This window comes from Paraperlucidibaca sp., assembly GCF_982810325.1.
This window is the reverse complement of sequence record NZ_CEYEMI010000042.1, coordinates 7546-11687: the sequence shown is the minus strand read 5'-3', so window position 1 is coordinate 11687 and position 4142 is coordinate 7546. Positions and strand designations below refer to the sequence as shown.

Sequence of the window (4142 nt, the reverse complement as noted above, 5' to 3'; positions counted from 1 at the left end):
CCCGTGAAAACTCAACTCCCGAAGCTTCTTTTGCATCAGCAGCCGCTGCATCTGAAAGCGCCGCATTTACACGGCGGCTAACATAACCCATGCGCTCGAGTGTGGCGAAGTCGTAGCGAGTATCAAGCCCGCCAAGGTCATAAACGTAATTCGGTAAATAACCCGAGGCGAGCAGGCGATAATCCCAGGGCAGGTCGCCGATGATGCGCTGCATCATGCCGAACACGATGGTGGTGCAGTTGGCGGTAAGCGTGTGGTAGAAGCGCGGAGTGGCGGCGAGCGTATTGGCCTCTTCTATATAGGCGAGAAATAGCGCGCGGCGGTCGGCGGCGTTGAGCTGGGTGCGAAATAGAAATACTTTTTCGTCACGCACTTTGCTGCGCACGCCAATGATGTCGCGCTCGTCGGCGGCCACCACACTGAGCTCGAAGCGTTTGAGAAAGCCGCCGATTTCAGAGAATTCCTCGCCCTTTTCTTTGCGAATTTCCACCGAAAAGACTACGTGACGGCCATCATCGAAGCCGAATGACACGAGCGTGTGGGCAATGGCGGGAATGGTCCAATAGGACACGATGAGGTCAACTAAACTGAGTTGCGCGAGATCGTAGTGGCGGGTTTCCCAGCGCTCATCGATGTCGGTTTCCGAGCGCCAAGTGAAGTTGCGCACATTGTGCAACGTGACTAGTTCAGTGGCATCGCTAGCAAGAGGCGCAGTAGAACTTGTCTCGATAGTCGCTCGTTTGCCTGAATGAGTCGCTAAGCTCAGCGAACCAGTGGTCATGCGCGCAACATCTGGCGCCCAATCGCGGTCATTTGATGGCGTAATGCTGCGCCACCAAAGCGCTGCCGCCACGAGGATAATTGCTATTAACGAACAAGAAACAATGAGTGCGCGCACGTTGATGACCCTGATGAGTTCGTCAAAAAGCCGAGAGAATCAAACCAACCTTAACGCAAAAAACTCAAACTATTCCCATTCAATAGTCGCCGGCGGCTTGCTCGACACATCATAGGCCACACGGGAAATGCCGCTAATCTCATTGATAATGCGATTCGACACCTTCTCTAGCAGATCGTATGGCAGTTGTGCCCAGCGTGCGGTCATAAAGTCGATGGTTTCAACAGCGCGCAAGGAAACAACCCAAGCGTAGCGTCGGGCATCGCCAACAACGCCGACAGATTTCACCGGCAAGAACACCACGAAAGCTTGCGAAGTTTTCGCGTACCAGCCGAAGCGGCGCAGCTCTTCAATGAAGATGGCATCGGCTTCGCGCAGCAAGTCGGCATATTCTTTTTTCACTTCGCCGAGGATGCGCACGCCCAAGCCGGGGCCGGGGAATGGGTGGCGATAGACCATGTCTTCGGGCAGACCGAGGGCGACGCCGAGTTTGCGCACTTCATCTTTGAATAATTCGCGCAGCGGCTCGACCAGCTGCATGGCCATATGCTCAGGCAAACCGCCCACGTTGTGGTGCGATTTGATCACATGCGCTTTGCCGGTTTTGCTCGCCGCCGACTCGATCACGTCGGGATAAATCGTGCCTTGCGCTAACCATTTCACTGGCTGCTCTGGAGAGGTCGCTAGTTTGGTGGCTTCGCGATCGAAAATATCGATGAAGGTTTTGCCAATGACTTTGCGCTTAGCTTCAGGGTCAGAAACTCCGGCGAGGCCATTCAAAAATTCATCTTCGGCATCGACGCGAATCACTTTAATGCCCATGTTTTGCGCAAACATGGCCATGACTTGATCGCCTTCGTTTTTGCGCAATAAGCCGTTGTCGACAAAGACACAGGTGAGCTGGTCGCCGATGGCTTTGTGTAGCAGCGCCGCGACTACTGATGAGTCGACGCCACCGGACAAGCCGAGCAAAACTTGGTCGTTGCCGACTTGAGCTTGCACGCGGGCAATCGCGTCTTCGGCGATATTTTCCGGCGTCCATAGCGATTGGGTTTGGCAAATATCATGGACAAAACGCTGCAGCAACGCACCGCCCTGTGCCGTGTGCGTGACTTCAGGGTGAAATTGCAGGCCGTAAAAGTCGCGCGCTTCATCGGCCATGGCGGCGATGGGGCAGCTAGGCGTGGCAGCGGTGATGCGGAAGCCCGGAGCCAACTCGACGACTTTGTCGCCGTGCGACATCCAGACATCCAGTACTGAGTTGCCTGAGGCATCTACACGGTCGGCAAGCTTACCAAATAAGGCATCGCGGCTGGTGTCGGCGCTGTTATTGGCGGCTTGTGCGGCGTCTGGCACTACAGTGACTTCGGCGTAACCAAACTCATGCACCGGCGAGCTTTGCACTTCGCCGCCGAGTTGCTGCGCCATGGTTTGCATGCCGTAGCAAATGCCTAATACCGGCACACCTAACGTAAAGACTAATTCAGGCGCACGTGGCGAACCTTCGACCGTGACCGTTTCCGGGCCGCCACTCAAGATGATGCCCTTCGGGTTGAATTCGCGAATTTCGTCGTCGCTCATATCGAACGCGCGCATCTCGCAATAGACACCAAGCTCGCGCACGCGGCGGGCAATGAGCTGGCTATATTGCGATCCGAAATCGAGAATCAGCAGGCGGTGGGCGTGAATATCTTGAGTCATAGTTTTCATAAACGGTAGTTCGGCGCTTCTTTGGTGATGGTGACGTCGTGCACATGCGATTCTTTCATGCCGGCGGCCGAAATCTTGATGAACTTTGGCTTGGTGCGCGCAGTGGCGATGTCGGCTGAGCCGGTATAGCCCATCGACGAGCGCAAGCCGCCCATCATTTGATGAATGATGCCGCTCATTGGGCCTTTATAGGCAACGCGACCTTCGATGCCTTCGGGTACCAATTTTTCTACGCCAGCAGAAGCATCTTGGAAGTAGCGATCGGCTGAGCCGCCGCCAGTTTGCGCCATGGCACCGAGCGAACCCATGCCACGGTAAGCTTTGTAATAGCGACCTTGGAATAACTCGACTTCGCCTGGCGCCTCTTCAGTGCCAGCCAGCAGTGAACCAACCATGATGCTGCTAGCACCGGCGGCGATAGCTTTAGCGATGTCGCCAGAGTAGCGAATACCACCATCGGCAATCAGAGGGATTTCGTCATTGAGCGCGCGGGCGACGGAATCGATAGCCGAAATTTGCGGCACGCCGATGCCGGCGACGATGCGTGTGGTGCAAATCGAGCCGGGGCCGATGCCCACTTTCACGGCATCTGCACCAGCCTCTAGCAAGGCTTTCGCCGCTTCGCCAGTGGCGATATTGCCGCCGATAACCTGCATATTTGGATACTTTTGCTTGATCCAGCGCACGCGCTCGATCACGCCGGCACTATGGCCATGGGCGGTGTCGACCACGATAACATCAACGCCAGCTTCGATCAGTGCTTCCACGCGAGCTGGTGTTTCGGCACCGGTGCCCACTGCTGCGCCAACGAGCAAGCGACCTTGATCGTCTTTACTGGCGCTAGGGAAGCGTTCAGATTTTTGGAAATCGTTGACGGTGATTAGGCCTTTGAGGTGGAAGTCGTCGTCGATCACCAGCACTTTTTCGATGCGGTGCTCATGCAGCAACTCTTTAATGCGCTCATGCGACTCGCCTTCACGCACTGTCACCAGTTTTGCTTGCGGCGTCATGATGGCGGAGACTGGCAAGTCCATGCGCGTTTCGAAACGTAAATCGCGGCTAGTGACAATGCCCACAACTTCGTCGCCCTGCATGACCGGTACGCCGGAAATACGATGCGCTTTGGTGATTTCGATGAGTTCACCGACCGTGGTTTTAGGGCTCACGGTAACTGGGTCTTGCACCACACCGGCTTCAAACTTCTTCACACGGCGCACTTCAGCGGCCTGCGCGGCGATATCCATGTTTTTGTGCAAAATGCCGATGCCACCTTCTTGCGCCATGGCAATCGCCATGCGTGCTTCGGTAACAGTGTCCATGGCAGCAGACACTAAGGGCATACTCAAGAATATTTTGCGAGTCAGGCGCGTCTTTAAACACACGTCTTTGGGCAATACGGTGGAGTAATCGGGCAGCAGCAACACATCATCAAATGTGAGCGCATCTAGGGCGATTTCGAGCATAGAGCTACTCCTTGGCGTGCCTGAGAACACAGGCCAGCGGATAAAGATAGCCGCACATTCTAGGCCTTTTT

At 55.4% G+C, this 4142-nt stretch carries 3 protein-coding genes; all 3 read right to left on the bottom strand.

From position 1 onward, the window contains the following. The coding region (locus AC3DKE_RS10485; RefSeq protein WP_487990646.1) for an Lnb N-terminal periplasmic domain-containing protein at window positions 1–853 on the bottom strand (853 nt) is incomplete at its 3' end. 114 nt (window positions 854–967) lie between these two features. Further along, window positions 968–2608 (bottom strand): glutamine-hydrolyzing GMP synthase, encoded by a 1641-nt coding sequence (guaA, locus tag AC3DKE_RS10480; protein WP_487990645.1) that lies wholly within the window; start codon window positions 2606–2608, stop codon window positions 968–970. Further along, window positions 2605–4071 carry an IMP dehydrogenase gene (gene guaB / locus AC3DKE_RS10475; protein ID WP_340674898.1) on the bottom strand — a complete coding sequence of 489 codons (1467 nt, stop codon included), beginning with the start codon at window positions 4069–4071 and terminating at the stop codon, window positions 2605–2607. Before guaB ends, guaA begins: the two co-directional genes overlap by 4 nt. Window positions 4072–4142: the final 71 nt, after the last annotated feature.

Bases quoted from the DNA above. Each gene is read 5' to 3' on its own strand.
- guaA (WP_487990645.1), bottom strand. From the start codon at position 2,608: ATGAAAACTATGACTCAAGATATTCACGCCCACCGCCTGCTGATTCTC.
- guaB (WP_340674898.1), bottom strand. From the start codon at position 4,071: ATGCTCGAAATCGCCCTAGATGCGCTCACATTTGATGATGTGTTGCTG.